General features: G+C 77.4%; 14 protein-coding genes. 1 reads left to right on the top strand and 13 read right to left on the bottom strand.

Features of this window, described 5'->3' with window-relative positions:
- Nucleotides 1-705: 705 nt before the first annotated feature.
- The 4 genes from ACZ7LB_RS04645 to ACZ7LB_RS04660 all read right to left on the bottom strand — a co-directional run bounded on the left by ACZ7LB_RS04645 (nucleotide 706) and on the right by ACZ7LB_RS04660 (nucleotide 7,861).
- Nucleotides 706-2,745 (bottom strand): ATP-binding protein, encoded by a 2,040-nt coding sequence (locus tag ACZ7LB_RS04645; protein WP_471465603.1) that lies wholly within the window; start codon nucleotides 2,743-2,745, stop codon nucleotides 706-708.
- A gap of 191 nt (nucleotides 2,746-2,936) precedes the next feature.
- Complete coding sequence (locus ACZ7LB_RS04650; protein WP_471465367.1) at nucleotides 2,937-3,659, bottom strand: Pvc16 family protein; 723 nt, start codon at nucleotides 3,657-3,659, stop codon at nucleotides 2,937-2,939.
- Complete coding sequence (locus ACZ7LB_RS04655; RefSeq protein ID WP_471465368.1) at nucleotides 3,656-6,937, bottom strand: hypothetical protein; 3,282 nt, start codon at nucleotides 6,935-6,937, stop codon at nucleotides 3,656-3,658. Before ACZ7LB_RS04655 ends, ACZ7LB_RS04650 begins: the two co-directional genes overlap by 4 nt.
- Nucleotides 6,938-7,084: 147 nt before the next feature.
- On the bottom strand, nucleotides 7,085-7,861 hold the full coding sequence (locus ACZ7LB_RS04660) for a helix-turn-helix transcriptional regulator (RefSeq protein ID WP_471465369.1): 777 nt from the start codon (nucleotides 7,859-7,861) through the stop codon (nucleotides 7,085-7,087).
- 246 nt (nucleotides 7,862-8,107) lie between these two features.
- On the opposite strand from ACZ7LB_RS04660, the gene ACZ7LB_RS04665 reads away from it, so the two are divergent.
- Nucleotides 8,108-9,484 (top strand): COG1470 family protein, encoded by a 1,377-nt coding sequence (locus ACZ7LB_RS04665; RefSeq protein ID WP_471465370.1) that lies wholly within the window; start codon nucleotides 8,108-8,110, stop codon nucleotides 9,482-9,484.
- 358 nt (nucleotides 9,485-9,842) lie between these two features.
- Here ACZ7LB_RS04665 and ACZ7LB_RS04670 read toward each other — a convergent pair whose 3' ends face one another.
- The 9 genes from ACZ7LB_RS04670 to ACZ7LB_RS04710 form a co-directional block, all read right to left on the bottom strand.
- Entirely contained in the window at nucleotides 9,843-10,205 is a 363-nt protein-coding gene (locus ACZ7LB_RS04670; protein WP_471465371.1) for a DUF952 domain-containing protein, read from the bottom strand.
- Entirely contained in the window at nucleotides 10,202-10,936 is a 735-nt protein-coding gene (locus tag ACZ7LB_RS04675; RefSeq protein WP_471465372.1) for a hypothetical protein, read from the bottom strand. The genes ACZ7LB_RS04670 and ACZ7LB_RS04675 overlap by 4 nt, the downstream gene beginning before the upstream one ends.
- Nucleotides 10,920-11,411: an RNA polymerase sigma factor gene (locus tag ACZ7LB_RS04680; protein WP_161226016.1), complete on the bottom strand. Its 492-nt coding sequence runs from the start codon at nucleotides 11,409-11,411 to the stop codon at nucleotides 10,920-10,922. The genes ACZ7LB_RS04675 and ACZ7LB_RS04680 overlap by 17 nt, the downstream gene beginning before the upstream one ends.
- Before the next feature lie 51 nt (nucleotides 11,412-11,462).
- Entirely contained in the window at nucleotides 11,463-12,113 is a 651-nt protein-coding gene (locus tag ACZ7LB_RS04685; protein WP_471465373.1) for a class F sortase, read from the bottom strand.
- Nucleotides 12,110-12,553, bottom strand: a complete 444-nt coding sequence (locus ACZ7LB_RS04690; protein ID WP_471465374.1) for a sortase-dependent protein — start codon at nucleotides 12,551-12,553, stop codon at nucleotides 12,110-12,112. The genes ACZ7LB_RS04685 and ACZ7LB_RS04690 overlap by 4 nt, the downstream gene beginning before the upstream one ends.
- Before the next feature lie 773 nt (nucleotides 12,554-13,326).
- A complete protein-coding gene (locus ACZ7LB_RS04695) occupies nucleotides 13,327-13,530 on the bottom strand; it encodes a cold-shock protein (protein ID WP_471465375.1) in 204 nt (67 codons plus the stop codon).
- Between the two features lie 235 nt (nucleotides 13,531-13,765).
- Nucleotides 13,766-14,143, bottom strand: coding sequence for a MerR family transcriptional regulator (locus ACZ7LB_RS04700; protein WP_471465376.1), 378 nt, complete (start codon nucleotides 14,141-14,143; stop codon nucleotides 13,766-13,768).
- A 295-nt stretch (nucleotides 14,144-14,438) separates the two neighbouring features.
- Nucleotides 14,439-15,461 (bottom strand): hemolysin family protein, encoded by a 1,023-nt coding sequence (locus tag ACZ7LB_RS04705; protein ID WP_471465377.1) that lies wholly within the window; start codon nucleotides 15,459-15,461, stop codon nucleotides 14,439-14,441.
- Nucleotides 15,458-16,828 (bottom strand): hemolysin family protein, encoded by a 1,371-nt coding sequence (locus tag ACZ7LB_RS04710; protein WP_471465378.1) that lies wholly within the window; start codon nucleotides 16,826-16,828, stop codon nucleotides 15,458-15,460. The genes ACZ7LB_RS04705 and ACZ7LB_RS04710 overlap by 4 nt, the downstream gene beginning before the upstream one ends.
- Nucleotides 16,829-17,043 lie beyond the last annotated feature (215 nt).

The raw sequence follows: 17,043 nt of genomic DNA on the forward strand, positions 1-17,043 counted from the left end.
GCTGCCCCTCCCTGCCGGTGGCGACCGCCCGGCCGCCCCCCGGTGCTGCCCCCGCGCTGTCCGCACGGACCTGGACGCCTCTCGGACGGGAGCGGAAGTTCCGGCGGACGCGGAGCCGGCGCGTGGTCCGGCTCGCCGGGCCGCTGCGCGGGGTGACCATCCGACCCGGCGACGCCCGTGGCGTGATGCGCGAGGAGGGCGCCCCCGCGGGCGGAACGCGGCGTGATCCGCGGGAAGGGCGCGCCCTCGGACGGGGACCCGCGGGCGCCGGGGGCGGAGGCACGGCGGGCAGCGGGGCGCGAGGGGCAGCACGCGGACGCGGCGGACCCGGCGCCGGGCGGTCCTGGAGGAACGGACGGTGGGCCGGACCGGTGGGACCTGGCGGACCGGGCGGACCGGGCACCGGCCCGCGCCGGGTCGGCCTGACCGGCCGGGACGGCCGGTCCGGACGGTCCGCCAGGTCCCGCAGGGTGAGCGCGCCGCCGGGCGGTCGGGCGGGCTGCCGGCCATGTGGCCGGGCAGGGCGGCCGGGCCGGGCAGGCGGCCGGGGAAGGCGGCCGTCCAGGTGGCGGGGGCGGCCGGAGAGGACAGCCGGCAGACAGCGCAACCCGGGCAGACAGGACAGCCGGGCCGGCTGAGGGGCCGGAGAGGTGGTCCGGCAGGGCGGCCGGGCGGGGAGTCCGCGCCCGGCCCGTCGCGGCCGCGTCACGCCCCCGTCGCGGCCGCCAGGTAGGGGCCGAACTCCGTCTCCAGGACCAGGCGGCCCAGCTTGCGGTACTCCTGTGCGACCGCCGCCATCAGGTCCCGCATGGTGAGCGGCGTCCCGGACTCGGCCGCCAGATAGGCGGCGGTGAGGGCGCAGGCCCGGATGGAGCCGCCGGCGAGTTCGAAGCGGGTCGCGCAGAAGTCGAGGTCGAGGTCGCCGCCCCGGGGCAGCCGGTCGCCCAGGCAGCGGTCCCACAGGGCGCGCCGCTGGTCCGGGTCGGGCACCGGGAAGTCGGCCACCACGTCCAGTCGGCGGGTGAACGCCTCGTCCAGGTTGGCCCGCAGATTGGTGGTCAGCACCGCGATCCCGTCGAACGACTCCATCCGCTGGAGCAGGTACGCCGACTCGATGTTGGCGTGCCGGTCGTGCGCGTCCTTGACCTCCGCGCGCTTGCCGAAGATCGCGTCGGCCTCGTCGAAGAGGAGCACCGCGTTGACCGCCGACGCCTCGGTGAAGATCCGCTCCAGGTTCTTCTCGGTCTCCCCCACGTACTTGTCGACCACCGTGGACAGGTCGACGACGTACAGGTCCATGCCCAGGTCCGCCGCGACGACCTCGGCCGACATGGTCTTCCCGGTGCCCGATCCGCCCGCGAACAGGGCGATCACCCCGCGCCCCCGCCCGCCGCCGGGCCGCATCCCCCACTGCCCGAGGACCCGCTCGCGGTGGCGGGCCCGCAGCGCCAGTTCGCGCAGCCGCCGGTGGGTGGCCGGGGGCAGGACCAGGTCGTCCCAGCCGACGCCCGGCTCCACCCGGCGGGCGAGCCGGTCGAGCCCGGCGCCGTTCTGCGCCCGCACGGCGGTGCGCAGGTCCTCCGGGGTGACCGGGCGGCCCGCGAGGGCGGCGGTGCGGACGGCCGCGTCGGCGGCGCGGCGCACCTGGCCCCCGTCCAGCCGGTGCGCGGCGACGGCGCGGGCGAGCGCCTCGGCGTCACCGGCCGTCTCCCCGGCGCCGCCGGGCGCGAGGCCGTCGGCGGCCCGCTCCAGGGCGTGCCGCCAGCGCTCGGCCTGCCGCTCGGGAGCGGGCGCGGGCACGGTGAGCACGACGGGGGTGTCGGCCGCCCACACCGGGTCCCAGCCGCCGGTCCCGTGCACCACCAGGGGGTGCCCGCGCAGCGCGGCGCACAACGTGCCCAGGGCGCGGGCGCGTTCGGCGGGCGGCTCGGGCAGCGCCTCCAGCGGCCCGAGGACGACCCCGGCGCCGGTCAGCCGCGCCTCGAGCGCCACGACCCGGGCCAGTTCCGGCAGGTCGGCGGAGCGCCGGGAGAGCGCCGCCGCGTCCAGCACCAGCGGGGGCGGCCCGGCGGCGCCCAGCGCGGCGACGGCCAGGCCCGCCGCGTCGCCGCCCAGGCCGCGCACCTGGACCAGCCCGGCGCCCGCGCCGGCCGCGTCGGCCACCCGGCGGGCCGCGGCCGGGTCGGCGGTGGGGTCCCCGGGCACGTCGGCGAGCACCCCGGCGAGCCGGGCGTCGGGCCGGGCGTCGCCCAGCAGGTGCGCGGTGACCCGGTCGGGGACCCGCAGCGCCCGGGACAGCGGCGGCCGCCCGGGGTCGGCGACCTCCAGCAGACCGCCCGTGACCAGCGGCGCCCCGGGGGCGAACCGGAAGCGGGCGGGCGAGATCCCGGAGAGCCCGCACAGCTCCAGGGCCAGCCCGGTGGTGGGTCGGCGGCGGGTCAGATCGTCGTGGAGGTAGCCGTAGAGGCGCTCGAAGCGGGCGTCCAGATCGGGGGCGAGGGCGACCAGCAGCAGGTCCAGGTCGAGCGGGGCGAGGCCGAACCGCCGGGCGAGGACGCCGAGCACGGAACCGGGCGGCGGGTGCGGGGCGTCGTGGGCGGGCAGGCCGAGCCCGCCCGGCTCGTCCAGCAGCCGGGCCGCGGCGGCGGGCGAGAGGTACTGGCCCCGGTAGGGGTCGTCGGGATCGGGGTCGGCGGCCCGCCGCGCGGCCACCGCGCGCCGCACCCGCTCCTCGACGGCCGCCAGCCGCTCCCAGAGGTACGCGGCCCCGTGCCCGGGATCGCCGACGGCGGCGCCGTCACCGGCGGCACCCGACGGGAACGGGGCGTCCGGGGCACCGGCGGCGCCCTCCGTACCGGCGCGGGCGTCCCGGTCCTCCGGACGGTCCCGGTCCTCCGCGCCGTCCCGCGCACGGCCCCCCGGCAGCACGGTGTGCGTCACGGCCGGCGCTCCCCCCGGCGGCGGGCGGGGGCGGGTCCCCGGTCCCTGGGGGCGGTGAAGCCCTCCGCGCCCGGGTCGCCGGTCTCCGTGTAGCGCAGCCGCCGCCCCGGTTCCGCACCGCCGTCCTCGCCGCCCCGGGAGGTGCCGTCGACGCGCCGGGCGGCGCGGACCACCAGCCCCTCGGTGACCGGCGGCGCGACGGCCCGGGTGACGCCCGCGAGCGGCGCCCGCACCCGCACCCCGAGCGACGCCTTCAGCTCACCGCCGAGCGCCGACCACACGTCGGCGGCCTCCGGCGCGTCCAGCCCGGTCCCGGCGGTGTCCAGCGCCACGGTCAGGCCCAGCTCCGCGAGGGTGCCGGTGAGCAGCCGGGCGGGCAGGGTGTCGGCGGCGGCGAGACCGGCGAGCACCTGGGACAGCAGCCGGTGCTCGTCCTGCGGGCGGCCCGCCCACGCCGTGACCAGGTAGGTGAGGTGGAACCAGCGCGGCGGGGAGCGCCGCGCCACGAGGTGCCCCTCCTCGTCGTACACCTCCTCGGTGCCGCTGCCGCGCCGGACCGCGTCCTCCCGCAGGTCGTAGAGGAAGACGCAGACCGTGGGGGCGCTGCGGCGCGCCGCCCAGTCCCGGGTGGGGGCGTCGAAGACGACGTCGACGCCGGACGCCTCCAGGCCGGACTCCGCGAGCAGGCGCCGCAGCGCCTCGTCCACCTCGTGGATCACCGGCGGTTCACCTCGTCCGGCGGCTGGACGGTGCCGCTGACCACCAGGAAGTCCGTGGTCACCGGCGAGAACCCGGGGCCCCGGGCGGTGATGGTCCGCGGCCCCGTCCGGTCCTTGGCCAGGATCAGGAGCTGGCCGATGAAGGTGCCGTCGGCCAGCGGCACGGTGGGCGCCGCCGCCGCGGTGATCCCCGGCTTCCAGGCGAACCGGACCGGCACCCCCGGCGGGAAGTCCCTGCCGCGCACCGAGGTGACGAAGCCGGGCTTGCCGATGGCGGGCACGGCCACGATGCGCGGCTGGAGGACGCGCAGCCGCTGCCGGGCGGTGTTGTCGCGCGGGTCGGCGTCCGTGCCGGTGGTGGTGAGGACCGCGGTGGCCTCGCCGGTGAACGCCCTGCGGGGGCTGAGCACCACGGTCAGCACGGCGCTCGCGCCGGGCCGCAGGTCCGGCAGGGCGCACACCCAGGAGGCGTCGCAGCCGGGCGGCGGCCCGTTGCCGGGCACGCCCGGGGGCAGGCCGATGCGCAGCCGGAGCCCGGTGGCGAGCGCGTCGCGCCCGTTGCGCACGGTGTAGGTGACCACGATCCGTCCGCCGACGTAGCCGGGGTTCGGCTGCGCCGTGACGCGCACGCCCGGTCCGGCCCGGGGCGCGGGCGGCGGTGGCGGCACGGGCACGGGCGGTGAGGGCACGGGCGGCGTGGGCACGGACGGCGTGGGCACGGGCGGCACCGGGACCGACGGGGTCGGGGTCGGGGTCGGCGTCGGGGTGGGCCCGGGGGTGCCGGTCGGGGTCGGGGTGTCCGTCGGGGTCGGGGTGTCCGTCGGGGTCGGGGTGGGCTCCGGGGCCTCCCGTACGGGCACCACCGTCCGCCCGGCGTTGTCCTCCGGCCGGGGGTCGAGCACCGCGCCGGTGACCGACCAGTCGACGGGCGCGTCCCCCGGGGCGACCCCCGTCAGGGTCACGTCCACCGGCACGGCCGCGCCCGGCGGCACCACGCCCACGTCGCACTGGAGGGACTCCGGGTCGCAGACGCCGTCCGGCGGGGTCAGCCCGGTGACGCGGGCTCCGGGCGGCGGGGCGACGGTCAGCCGGGTGCCGGGCGAGGCGGCCGGACCCTGGTTGACGATCTCGACGCGGACCGTGGTGGTCTCCCCGACGGTGACCTCACCGGTGGTGGCGGGGGCGCGGACCGCGAGGTCCACCCACTGCTGGACGCTCGGCTCCTTCTGCCGTCCCGGCAGCCCGCCGGTGATCCGGGTCAGCGCGCCGGACTCGATGTCCAGCAGCTTCAGGTCCTCGGGGGAGTTGGGCTCCGGCTCGGGCCGGGCGCTGATCACCAGTCCGGTGCCGTCGGCCGTCCAGGCCGCGTCCCGGGGCTGGTAGGGCCCGGTGGCCTCGGGCAGTTCGCGGCGGCAGCCGTCGTCGGTGCCGCGGGCGGCGACGGGCAGCAGGACCCGGCAGCCGTCGCCCTCCGGGGAGACCAGCAGGATGCCGTTGCGCTCGTCGACCAGGCCGGCGCCGTTCTTGCGGTTGAAGGCGATGCCGCGGCCGTCCGGGGAGAACGCCGGGCTGTCGTCGATGACCTCGCACTCCCCCGGGCAGACGGCGGCGCTCAGATCGCGCTGCCGGGTCAGGTCGTCCACCGGCGCGGTCCAGATGTGCTTGTTGCCGCCGTTCCCGTTGATCACCTGTCGGCGGGTGAAGGCGAGCACCGTTCCGTCGGGGGACCAGGCGGGCTGGGCGTCGTCCCCGGCGAACTGTCCGGCCGGGGGGACGACCTCCCCGAGCAGTTCCCCGGTGGCGGCGTCCGCGACCAGCACCCGGCGGGGCCCCGCGGTGTCGTCGGAGCGGCCGGGCGAGGTCCGGGTGAAGGCGAGGAACCTGCCGTCCGGGGAGAACGCGGGATCGGTGTCCCAGTCCTCGGGCCCGCGCCCGGCGAGCGGCATGGGGGCCGGGTTGGCGCCGTCGGCGTCCACCAGCCAGATCCGCTCGATCCGCTTGCCGTCGACGGTCTCGAAGCGGGTCACCACGATCCGGCGTCCGTCGGGGGTGTAGCTCTGCCGCTCGTGCCAGGGGTCGTAGCCGGGCGCGGGCCGGAACAGCGGGTTCTTCTCCGGGTCGAGGTTGGTGTCGGCGGCCGGGTCCTCCGTGAGGACGGTCAGCCCCAGGTCGCGGGGGTCGGAGCCGTCGCCCCGGATGTCCTGGAGGGTCGCCACGTGCGGGCCGTCGGGACCGGCCGCCGTGGTCCGCTCGACGACGGTGCCACCGCCGTAGAGGGGGCCGAGCCAGGTGGGGGAGGTGATCTCCCGGTCCTCGCTGAGCACCACCTCCGGGGTGTCCGCGGAGTGCGCGGTCGTCCGGAACACGTGCCTCCAGTCGCCCTCGCAGTCGCAGGTCCGGTCGGGGCTGAGGAACAGCAGCTGGTTCCCGTCGGGCAGCCAGGCCGCCCCGTGGGTGTCCCAGTCGGCCTGCGCGCCCGCGAGCAGCGGCTGGTCGGTGGTCCCGTCGGTCACCCGCAGCCGGGAGGTCCGCTGCCCGGGGGCGGTGGCGGTGTAGGCGATCAGGCCGCGGTGCGCGGGGTCGTCGACCGGGTTCCAGACCGGCTCGGTGGCCGCGCCGCCCGCGGGGTCGCTGACCCGCACGGACTCGCCCCCGGCCAGCGGGCGCACCAGGATCTGCCGCCCGGCGTACGTGCCGTCGTCCCCGGAGTACGCGAGGCGGCCCCCGTCCGGGGAGACGGTGGGATGCTCCTCGTCGCCGGGGGTGTCGGTGAGCCGGGTCAGCCCGGTGCCGTCGGTGCGCACCAGCCACAGGTCGCGCTGGCCGCCGCCGTCGGGCCCGCCGGGCTCGGCCGAGTCGAAGACCACGGCCCCGCCGTCGGGCGTCAGCCGGGGGTGCGCGGCGGTACGGCCGCTGGTGAGGCGGCGGACGGAGCCGTCGGGGGCGCGCAGATAGACCTGGGCGGTCCGCTCGTCGCGGCGGCTGGTGAAGACGAGGGTGTCGCCGAGGGCGGACGGCTGGGTGTCGAAGTGGGCCGGCCCCCCGCCGAACAGCGGATCGCTGCGGGTGTCGTCGGCGACCCGGCCGAGGCTGCGGTGCCGGGTGCCGGCGAAGGCGATGCGGATGTCCGGGGCGGCCACCGCGGCGGCACGCGGCGCGGGCCCGGGACCGGCGCTGCTCTGCCCGGACGCCGACACCCCGAGCAGCGGGACCAGGAGCAGCAGCGCGGCGCCGAACCCGCCCGGGCGGCGCCGCCCGCCAGGGCCAGCGGTTCCCATCACAGTTCCCCTCGCTGTCCGGTGCGGCACCAAGGGGTGCCCCCGGCCACCCTGCCCGCCCGGGTGCGGGGGCGGCAGGGCGCCGGGGGCCGTCTCCGGGGAAGCGCGCGGTGTGCGTTCGGGCAGTGCCCGCTTCCCGCGGGGCCGTCAGATCAGCCCGTTGCGCAGCGCGTAGCCCACGGCGTGGGCCCGGTTGCGCAGTTGCAGCCGGGTCATCACCTCGTGCAGCACGTTCTTGACGGTCCGTTCGGAGTAGGCGGTCGTGCGGGCGATCTCGGCGGTGTCCATGCCCTCCGACACCAGGCGCAGCATGTCCGCCTCGCGAGTGGTGAGCAGGGACAGTCCGCGCGGGTCGAGCGCCGAGCGCTGGAGCCCGCCGACATGGGTGAGGAGCTTGCCGAGCAGGTCACCGGGGAGGACGCCCTCGCCGTTGGCCATCGCCAGCACCAGGTGGAGCAGCCGGTCCTGGTCGGCCTCGGCGCGGCGCAGCACCGCCACCACCCCGCACTCGATGACGCGTTGCAGCGCGCCCGGCCCGAGGGTGCCGACCACCAGACCGGTGCGGGTGGCGGTGTTGTACCGCAACTGGTCGAGCAGGGCGGCGACGTCGTCGTCCACGCCGTCCACCACGACGAGGGAGGCGTGGGCGCGTTCCGCGTCGGCGTCGGCGAGCAGGTCGACCTCGGGACGGGACCGCAACTGCTGGACGACGCCGACCCGCAGCACCGGGTCGGCGGCGTACACCGCGACGGTCACCCGTTCCGGCCGGTCGGCGCGGGGGTGTTCGGAGCGGGAGCGGTCGGCACGGTGGCGGTCGGCACGGTGGTGCTCCGCGCGGGCGCGGTCCTGCCCGGCCGGTGCGGGACCGGTGGTCCGGGGCGCGGAACCGGCCTGGACCGGGACGTGGGGAACGGTGGCGGACACGGCCGGAGCGGCGTCCTGAGAGCCCGGAAAGCTCTGAGAGCGTGGCATGTGTTACCTGTCCTGTGGTTTCCGTGGGTGACGCGGGAACGGCACGGCCCCCCCGTGCGCGCCGCATCCACTGGAGACGGCTCTGTCCGGCCCCCGCTCCGGTGCGGGCGCCTCCGTCGCTTCCCGGGCATCACGACTGCCCCGGTGTTGCCCTCGCGCTCCTCGTCGAGCCCTCGGGCACCCCCCTACCGTGGCCGTGTGACGCCTTCTGCAGCCTCTTCCGGCCCCGGTGCTCCAGGTCTCGACCTCCCGGCGGTGACCGTGGCCCCGGGCGGCACCGCCACGACCGGCGTGACCGTCCGCAACGACAGCGACATCGTCGAGGCGTACGGTCTGGAGATCGTCGGTGACTGCGCGGCGTGGGCGACCGTCGAGCCCGCCCGCGTCTCCCTCTATCCGGGCACCTCGGAGACGGTGACGATCCGGCTGGACCCGCCCCGTTCACCGGAGGTCCGCGCCGGGGACGTGCCGCTCGGCGTGCGGGTGCTGCCCGCCGAGCACCCGGAGGCGGTACGGGTCCTCGAAACCACCGTGCACGTCGAGGAGTTCCGGGAGCTGCGCGCCGAACTCGCCCCGCGCCGCCGCCGGGGCTGGCTGCGCGGCCGGTACCGGCTGGCGGTCCGCAACCAGGGCAACGCCCCGGTGCGGGTGGGCTTCACGGCCGGACAGCAGGGCGAGGAGCTGAAGTTCGCCTTCGCCCCGGAGCGGACGCCGCTGGAGCCGGGCGAGTCGGCGGAGACCGGGCTGCGGGTGCGCACCGGCAGGCCGGTGTGGTTCGGCTCCCCGGTGGTGTGGCCGTTCACGGTGGAGGTCGCCGACGTCCCGGCGGACGGCGCGGGCGGGTCCCCCGCCCCGGGCACCGTGCCGGAGGAGGTACGGGCGCCGCTGGACGCGGAGTTCGTGCAGATCCCCGTCTTCCCCAAGTGGCTGCTGGCGGTGCTGGCGGTGCTGCTGGCCCTGCTGCTCGCCTGGTTCGCGCTGGTCCGCCCGACCGTGCGCAGCGCCGCCGAGGAGGCGGCCACCAAGGCGGTCCAGCCCCGGCCGACCCCCGCCGGGGGCCCGTCCGCCAGCACCGGCACGGGCTCCGGCACCGGCGAGGGCACCGGCACGGGTCCGAGTTCGGGCGGCGGCCCGGGCGCCCAGCCCGGCGGCCAGGGCCAGGGGCAGGGGCAGGGGCAGGGCACGTCGGCGGGTCCGGGCGCGGGCGGTGCGGGCGGCGGCCAGTTCTCCACGACCATCGACCAGAAGACGGCCGGCGGCCGGACGGCCGCCGGCACCTACGAGGTCCCCGAGAACAGCGTCTTCAGCGTCACGGACATCGTCGTCGCCAACTTCCAGGGCGACGAGGGCGTGCTGACGATCTCCTTCGGCGACCGCAAGATCACCACCATCGCGCTGGAGACCTTCCGTAACCAGGACTACCACTGGGTGACCCCCATCGAGATCCGCGAGAAAGACACCGTGACCATGGAAGTGACGTGCGGAAAGCCGGGCACGCCGGCCACCGGCCGCCGGGCACCGGCCTGTCATGAGGTCCTCAACGTGAGCGGCACGATGGCCACTATCACGCCGTGACTTACGCAGCAAGCCTGTCAATATTGTTGATCCAACCCGGTGGCGGCGGCAAAGACGGGCGTCTTTCCGTCCGAAAATCGACGCCCGCCCCGAAACCCCCTTCCCCCCGCCCCCACGCCCCCGGGCCCACCCCCGCCACCGCCCCCCGCCCCACCGGCGGGGACACGGCGACGGATGGCCGGATCGGGGTGGTCGAACGGGGGCCGTTGGCGGGAAAGGGGCGTTTGCGCCCACCGTTCCGGACACGGTGAGCTACCGTCGGCACACCGAGGGCGAACATGCGAACTCCGTTGCGAGAACGGCGTGTTCGGCGGGCCCGCCGGGGAGCGGCGCCCGCTTCCGGACACCGGTGGTCCGGTCAGTCCGGGGGCGTCAGCTCCGTCGGGCGGTCCCGTTCGTCCCAGCGCACCCGCAGGACGCGGACGACGGCCTCGCGGTCGAGGGGGCCGTGGACGTGGGGGAAGCGGGTGCCGTCGGGGACGCCGGGCGGCGGGGCCGGGTCCGGGGCCTCCCAGCGGCAGGGCGCGGTGAGGCGGTGCTCGTCGACGACCAGCACCGCCAGGGGCCGGGGGGCCGCGCGGTAGAAGGCCCCGGCGACGGCGAGGGCGGTCGCCCCGTCGGGGGAGCAGTGCACGAAGCCGTCGTCGGCGAGGGAGGCGGGCGCGTAGGGTCGCCCCGGGTCGGCGGTCCATTCCGCGAGCGGTACGACGTGGTAGATCACCACCCGGTTGTACCAGTGGCGCTCGGCGACGGCGAGAACGTGACGGGCGGCAGCGGACGCCCCGCCGGGGCCGAGGAGGGGGCGGACGGGGCGGCGGACACCGTCCCGCCGGGGGCGGACGGGGTGCCCTCGCCGGGCGCCCGGGTGGCCCCCGGGCCGACGGTGGCCTCCGCCCCGGTCGTCGCCCCGGTCGCCGCCCCGCCGGTCGCCGCCGCCCCGCCGGTCGCCGCCGCCCCGCCGGTGGCCCCGGCGCCGCCGGTCGGCTCCGCGCCGTCCGGGGTCCCCGCGCCGTCGGCGGGTCCGGCGGTGCCCGCCCCGGGCACGGTCAGCTCGGGGGACGGGGTCACCGGCGGGGCGGAGGACGACGCCGGGAGCGGGGTGGGCGACGGGGGCGGCGCGGGCGCCGGGTCCGCGGGGGCCAGCGGGACCGCGGGCCGGACGGGCTCGCCGGTCCCCGCCCAGCGCAGCGGCAGCGCGATGACGGCCGCCGCGGCGCAGGCCGCCGCGATCCCGGCGGCGGCGCGGCGCGCCCGGCGGCGGGCCGCGGTCCGCCGGATCGCCTCGTAGCGGCCGGGCGGCGGACCCAGGTAGTCGCCGCCCGGCCGCAGCACGACCAGCAGCGGGTCGTCGTCCCGCGGCCCCTCGTCGGCCCCCGGCATCCGGTCCGCCTCCCGTCCCGGCCCCCGCCACGCCGGTTCCCGCGCCGGGTCGTCGTCACGGCGTGTGGTCAAGGCTTCTCCTCAGATGGACGCGGAGCAGTTCGCGGGCGGCGTGGAGATCGGACTTGACGGTTCCTTCCTTGCGCCCGGTCAGCACGGACACCTCCCGGATCGGCATGTCAGCGTAGTAGTGGAGGAGGATCGGGACCCTCAGCCGTTCCGGCAGCGACTGCACCAGCAGCCGCACCGAGGGGTCGGCCTGCTCGGAGTGCGGGCGGACGGCGGCCTCGGCGGTGACCCGGCGCACCGCCCGCCGCTCGCGCTCCAGCTTGCGCCAGTGGTCCCGGACGAGGTTGGCGGCGGTCACGTAGAGGAAGCCGCGCGGCTCCTCGACGGCGGTCCAGCGGGCCCAGAGCCGGGTGAACGCCTCCGAGGCGATCTCGTGGGCCGTCTCGTCGTCGTCGACGAGACGGCGGCACCAGCCGGCCAGGCGCGGGTACAGGGCGGCGAACAGCTCGGACGCCGCCGTGTCACGGGACCGTTTCAACGCTCTCCAGGGTCGGTCGGTCGGCGGGGGCAGCGGGTGCCCGGGGGCAGGTCAGGGGCGCGGGCGGACACCGGTCAGCTTCGCGAAGACGATCACGTTGTCCCGGTAGCCGTCCCCCGAGCGCGGCCCGCCGCAGGTGATGAGCCGCAACTCGGGGCGGTCCACGTCGCCGTAGACGTCCTCGGTGGGGAAGGCGGACCGCGCCACCGTACGCACCGAGGTGACGGTGAACTCCGCCGCCGTGCCGTCCTCCAGGCGCGCCACCGCCCGGTCCCCCGGGCGCAGCCGGTCCAGATGCCGGAAGACGCCGTCGCCGAAGCGGCCGACGGTGACGTGGCCGAGGAGGACCGACGGCCCGGTACGGCCGGGGGTCGGGGAGTGCCGGTACCAGCCCGCGGGGTCGTCCGCGGCGACCGGCGGCACCTCGACCGTGCCGTCCGCCGCCAGGCCCAGCGGGATCACCGGGGTGTCGACGCCGATGGCCGGGATGCTCAGCCCCACCGGAGCGGAGCGGGCCACCGGCCCCGCGGGCGTCGGCGTCCCGGTGGTGTGCGAGGCCGCCGGGGCCGTGCCGCCGGGGCGCGCGGACCGCCCGCCGCCGGTGTCCGGCCCGCCGGAGCCGCCCGTGCCGCCGGTGCCGCAGCCCGCGAGCAGCAGGGCCAGCGCCGCGGCGGCCAGGGCGCGCCCGGGGGACGGGGTCACGCGCCCGTCGCCCGCCGGCGGCGCACGACGAAGGCGGTCGCGCCGCCCGCGAGCAGCAGCGCCGCCCCGGCTCCCGCGACGGCCGGGCCGCCGCCGGAACCGGCGGGCTCCGTCGCACCGGTGTCGGGGGCGCCCTTCGGGACGACCGGGACCTGGCCGCCCTCGCTGCCCGGCACGAGCGACGGTTCGGCGGAGCCGACGGGCGGGGACGAGAAGGTCACCGACGGGGTCGCCGCGGGGACGGGCGCGGCGGAGGCGTCGGTGGACGCGGAGACGGTCGCCGACGGGCTCGGCACGAGGCTGGGCCCGTCGGAGGCGGGCGCGGCGGAGGCCGGGGGGCTGCTGGGGGTCGCGGTCGGCCCGTCGGCGAACGCGGGTACGGCGCCCGCCAGGACGGCGGTGCAGGCGAGGGCCACGGCACTGAGGACGGTTCGGCGCATCGGGTCGCTCTCTTTCGTCGGTCGGCCCGCCCGCCCCGGTGTACGGCGGGGCGGGCGGGACACGGATCGAGCGGAGAGACGAGGCGGCCCGGCACCGGGTTGCAAAGAGACGGCAAAGTCACGCCGCGCGCACGGGGGCGCACCCTCGGGAGCCCTCCGGACGGGGGCGGCGGGGCGTCGGGACCCGGGCGACGGCCGCTCCCGCACCCCTGTCCCGCCGGCAGCCGTCCCGCCGGTGACCGCCCCGGCGTCCTGCGCGCGCCGCCCCGTCCTGGCCGGTGGTCGTCCCGGCCGGTCGTCGTCCCCGCCGGTGGTCCGCCAGGGCGGCGGTCGTCACCGGCTCCGGCCGGCGCGACCGCCCGCCCGCCCCCGTCCGCGCTTCTCCCGTGCCCCCCTCCCCGGGACCCCGGCGCCCCCTTCCCGACCCTGACGCGGAGGCCCCCGACCGCGCGAGAAACCCCTGGCCGGCACAGGCACCCCGGCCGGACGCGGGGGACCCGCCGGACGCGGAAGGGCCTCGTCCAGCGGCCCGGGAAGGACCTCCCCGAGCGGTGCCGGACGGGCCTGCCGGGGGAGCGGCCCGGAGCGGCCTCTCCGCCCGGGGGTGGCGGCCCCGTCCCGGCGCCGGCCCCGGGACGGACGCCCGCACACCCCGCCCGGCCGCACACCCCCGCCCGCCGGGCGGCACCCGCGTCCGGGCACGCGGAAGGGCCCGCACCGAACGGTGCGGGCCCTTGCCTGCGGTGCGCGCCGGGGCGCGCAGCGCGTGAGTGTTACGCGGGGACGATGTTCTCCGCCTGCGGGCCCTTCTGGCCCTGCGTGACGTCGAAGTTGACCCGCTGGCCCTCCTGGAGCTCACGGTAGCCCTGGGTGGCGATGTTCGAGTAGTGGGCGAAGACGTCGGCGCCGCCGCCGTCCTGCGCGATGAAACCGAAGCCCTTTTCGGCGTTGAACCACTTCACGGTACCGGATGCCATGACATTTACTCCTAGGCAGTATTGGAGGCCCGCACCGTGCGGACCTTCTCATCGCTGCGATGATCACCTGCCCGGGAATCCCGGTAACACAAAGGGCAACCACACCTGCAACTCTCACCGACAGTAGCACGGAACCCCCGCGCCGCACGGCGGCGAAAGCACGGGCAAAATCACGGACCGGCCGGGAATTCCGGGTTGTTTTCCCGGCGGTCGGCGGAGAGCTGTGCCACCGGCGTCAGGTATTCATCCGCCGCCCGCCGCCCGATTCCCCGGACCCGGCCGAGCGGCGCAGTTCCTCGTTCACCCGCCGCTGCGCGGCGAGTTCGTCCTCCAGGCCGACGATGCGGCAGGCGGCCTCGATCGGCGTGCCCCGGTCGACCAGCTCACGGGCGCGGGCGGCGCGGCGGAGCTGCTCGCGGGAGTACCGGCGGTGGCCGCCCTCCGACCGCGTCGGGGTGATCAGCCGCGCCGCGCCGAGCGCCCGCAGGAACCCGGGCGTCGCCCCGATCAGCTCCGCCGCCCGGCCCATCGTGTACGCCGGGTACCGGTCGTCGTCGAGCCGGTCGGCGACCGGGGCGGCGCCGTCGGCGTCCCGCCCGTTCTCCGAGGGCATGCGTCCCTTTCCGCGGACCGTCGGATCGCTGCGTGGTCCGCCCCGGGGTCTCCGGTTTCCCCGCGACCGGAACTCTAGTCGCGAGGCCCGCAAACCTCTCGCGGCGGACACAGACAAGCGACGGCCCGGCCGTGTGTGCGGATCCGTCCGGCCGGAGCCGGGACCGGTCCGACCGACCGGACCGGACCGCCGGACCGAACCGGACCGCCGGACCGGCTGACCGACTGGCCGCCGGACCGGCTGACCGGGACGCCGGTCCGGTCGGCCGACCGGCCGGCCGGGTCAGCCGCTCCGGTCAGCCGGTGACCGGCGCCGGGCCCACCAGCTCGGTCAGCACGTCCTCCATCGTCACGAAGCCCAGCACCGCGCCCGTCTCCCCGGTGACCGCCGCCAGGTGGCAGTCCTCGGCGCGCATGGCGGTGAGGGTGTCGTCGAGCGGCGTGTCGATGCGCACCCGGGTGATCCCGTGCACGGCGCCGCGCGGGAACGGCCGGTCGCGCTCGGTGACGCCGAGCGTGTCCTTGATGTGCAGGTAGCCCAGCAGGGTGCCCTGGGGACCGGTGACCGGGAAGCGGGAGTAGCCCGCATCGGCGGCCACCCGCTCCAGCTCGGCCGGGGTGACCGTGTGGGCGACCGTGCGCATCCGGGGGATCGGGACGAGGATCTCGCCCACCGGACGGGTGCCCAGCTCCAGGGCGTCGCGCAGCCGCTCGCCGTCGCCCTGGGTGAGCAGCCCGGCCTCGCTGGCGTCGACCACCATGCGGGCGAGCTGGTCGTCCGTGAAGACGGCCCCGACCTCGTCCTTGGGCTCGACGCGCAGCAGCCGCAGCAGGCTGTTGGCGAAGGCGTTGATGCCGAAGACGACCGGCCGCAGCGCCCGGGTCAGGGCGACCAGCGGCGGGCCGAGGAGCAGCGCGGTGGTCGCCGGGGCGGCCAGCGCGAGGTTCTTCGGAATCATCTCGCCGATGAGCATGTGCAGATAGGTCGCCAGGGCCAGGGCGATGGCGAAGGCCACCGGGTGGACCAGGCCCTGCGGCATCCGGACGGCCTCGAAGACCGGCTCCGTCAGCCGCGCGATGGCCGGTTCCGCGACCGCGCCGAGCACCAGCGAGGAGACGGTGATGCCGAGCTGGGCGGTGGCCATCACGGCCGACAGGTGCTCCAGGCCCCACAGGGTCATCCGGGCCCGCTTGTCGCCCTGGGCGGCACGCGGCTCGATCTGGCTGCGCCGCACGGCGATCAGGGCGAACTCGGCGCCCACGAAGAAGGCGTTGGTCAGCAGCGTCAGCGCGCCGATCAGCAGGTTCACGGCGGTCATCGGACGGCCTCCGGCCGCAGCGGCGCCACCGGCGCGGCCACCGGCCCGGCCGGTTCCGCGGGCGCGGGCGCCGGGGCGGTGACCAGGACCCGGTCGGCGCGGTGGTGGTCGACGTCGACCACCTCCAGCCGCCAGCCGTCCAGCTCGACCGCGTCACCCCGGGCGGGGATGCGCTTGAGCCGGGTGGCGAGCAGGCCGGCCAGGGTCTCGTAGGGCCCGTCGGGGGCGGTGAGGCCGATCCGGGCGATCAGGTCGAGGCGCAGGGAGCCGTCGGCGTCCCAGGCGGCCCGGCCGTCCGCGGCGGCGGGGGCGGGCAGCAGGTCGGGGGTCTCGACGGGGTCGTGCTCGTCGCGGACCTCGCCGACGACCTCCTCGACGATGTCCTCCACGGTCGCCACGCCCGCCGTGCCGCCGTACTCGTCGATGACGACGGCCATGGTGCGGGAGGCGCGCATGCGCTCCAGCAGCCGGTCGGCGGGCAGGCTGTCCGGCACCAGGAGCGGCGCGGTGGCCAGGTCGGTGACCGGGGTCCCGGCGCGCAGCTCGGGCGCCAGGGCCAGGACGTGCCGGATGTGCACGGTGCCGATGACCTCGTCCAGGCTGCCCCGGTAGACGGGGAAGCGGGACAGGCCGGTGGCATGGCTGAGGTTCGCGGCGTCGGCGGCGGTGGCGTGCGCCTCCAGGGCCTTGACGTCGACGCGGGGGGTCATCACGTTCTCGGCGGTCAGCTCGCTCAGGTGCAGGGTGCGCACGAACAGCTCGGCCGAGTCCGCCTCCAGGGCCCCCTCGGCGGCCGAGTGGCGGGCGAGGGCGACCAGTTCCTCCGGGCTGCGGGCGGAGGCCAGCTCCTCGGCGGGCTCCAGGCCGAAGCGGCGGACGAACCGGTTCGCCGTGTCGTTGAGGTGGCGGATGAACGGGCCGAAGGCGGCGGTGAAGCCGCGCTGCGGCCCGGCGACGACCTTCGCGACGGCCAGCGGCCGGGAGATCGCCCAGTTCTTGGGGACCAGCTCGCCCACGACCATCAGGACGACGGTGGACACGGCCACGCCGAGCACGGTCGCCACCGTGCCGGCCGCGCCGCCGAGACCGGCCGAGGCCAGCGGGCCGCGCAGCAGCGCGGCGAGCGAGGGCTCGGCCAGCATGCCGATGACCAGGGAGGTCACGGTGATGCCGAGCTGGGCGCCGGAGAGCTGGAGGGTCAGCGCGCGCACGGCCCGCAGGGCACCGGCGGCGCCCCGCTCGCCGGACTCGGCGGCCCGTTCCAGGTCACCGCGCTCGACGGTGGTCAGGGAGAACTCGGCCGCGACGAAGACCGCGCAGGCCAGGGTGAGCAGAAGGGCGAGCAGGAGCAGCAGGATCTCGGTCACCGCGCCGCTCCGCTTCCCTCGCACGGGGACGGGGTCGACTGCGGGCCTGCCGCGGCACGGCCGGTACTAGGGGGCTCCATTACGGAACGGGACTCCTTAACGGGGTCGACGGGCTCCGGTACCAGCCGGGCGCCCTGGGTTTCCCACCCATGGTAAAGGACGAGCAAAGACCAGCGGGAGTGTCGCGCCCGCCTATGCTTCTTCTCGCCCGGGGA

This window comes from Streptomyces sp. NPDC107521 (genome assembly GCF_055598485.1).

What these genes read in the sequence shown, in the direction of transcription:
- ACZ7LB_RS04655 (WP_471465368.1), bottom strand. Translation starts at nt 6,937, where the DNA reads ATGGGAACCGCTGGCCCTGGCGGGCGGCGCCGCCCGGGCGGGTTCGGC.
- ACZ7LB_RS04690 (WP_471465374.1), bottom strand. Translation starts at nt 12,553, where the DNA reads ATGCGCCGAACCGTCCTCAGTGCCGTGGCCCTCGCCTGCACCGCCGTC.
- ACZ7LB_RS04695 (WP_471465375.1), bottom strand. Translation starts at nt 13,530, where the DNA reads ATGGCATCCGGTACCGTGAAGTGGTTCAACGCCGAAAAGGGCTTCGGT.
- ACZ7LB_RS04700 (WP_471465376.1), bottom strand. Translation starts at nt 14,143, where the DNA reads ATGCCCTCGGAGAACGGGCGGGACGCCGACGGCGCCGCCCCGGTCGCC.
- ACZ7LB_RS04705 (WP_471465377.1), bottom strand. Translation starts at nt 15,461, where the DNA reads ATGACCGCCGTGAACCTGCTGATCGGCGCGCTGACGCTGCTGACCAAC.